At 40.8% G+C, this 885-nt stretch carries 1 protein-coding gene; it reads right to left on the bottom strand.

The window, feature by feature from the left end:
- Positions 1 to 885, bottom strand: an 885-nt coding sequence (locus D0T85_RS21945) for an AAA family ATPase (protein ID WP_239060794.1), incomplete at both ends; no start/stop codon positions are given.

Raw genomic sequence — 885 nt, forward strand, 5'->3', positions numbered from 1 at the left:
GAAGTAAAAGTCGGTATATCCTTTGCCCAATTCGTATTCGGGCATCAGTTGGTAATAGTTTGTCAACCCCAAATAGGCCAATAAGAATGTTTTTACATGAGCTTCGCCATCCATAAACTGACGGATGCGGCTTTGTTTTTCCAACTCACTGCCAATGTAGGTAAATACAACTTTCCAATCGCCACGGTAAGCCATGTTTTTCATTAAACCGGCCAGCTCGTAAAAGTCGAGACGGAATATATCAGCATCAACTAAACCCTCTATTAAATAGGTGTACATTTGCTCGCGAACAGTGTGGTTAGGAATACCCAACAAAACATCACCGAATTCTGTACCCTGTATAGTTACCAATCCAAAATAGTAAAGCAATGATTTAAAATTATCGGGCTTCAACATCTCATCAACCGAAAAGCCATCATTGAGCACAGCTGTGGTATATCCCTTTTCTATAATCTCTTGGATAACAGATAGATTGGAGCTGGCATCCACTTCACGATTTGTTTTTATCAAGTAACGAAGCTTGTTATAATCGGTACGGATGTTCTTGTCAACCATTTCACGAGGTGGTTTCTTTGACTGTATCAATCTATTAAGGTAATAAAGCACCATGTCCGAATTATACATCGACTCATCCGACATATCTTCAGCAAAGCAATAATTATCGTACCACGGCTTCATTTCGGCTACTATTTCGGCAACAGTCATTGGTAATACCCCCTCATCCTGATAGTATTCAAGCATGGTGCGTAGTTCCTCTTCCGAGAAACCTACCAGGCTGTTGAATTCTGGTGCAGTGGTATAGTTGGTACCAATATTAAAGCCCGATGTTACATCATCGAGCGTAACAGGACTTACACCAGTAATAAACATACGCTCCAACGCCAT

Origin of the sequence: Bacteroides sp. 519 (assembly GCF_010500955.1) — a bacterium.
GTDB lineage: Bacteria > Bacteroidota > Bacteroidia > Bacteroidales > Bacteroidaceae > Bacteroides.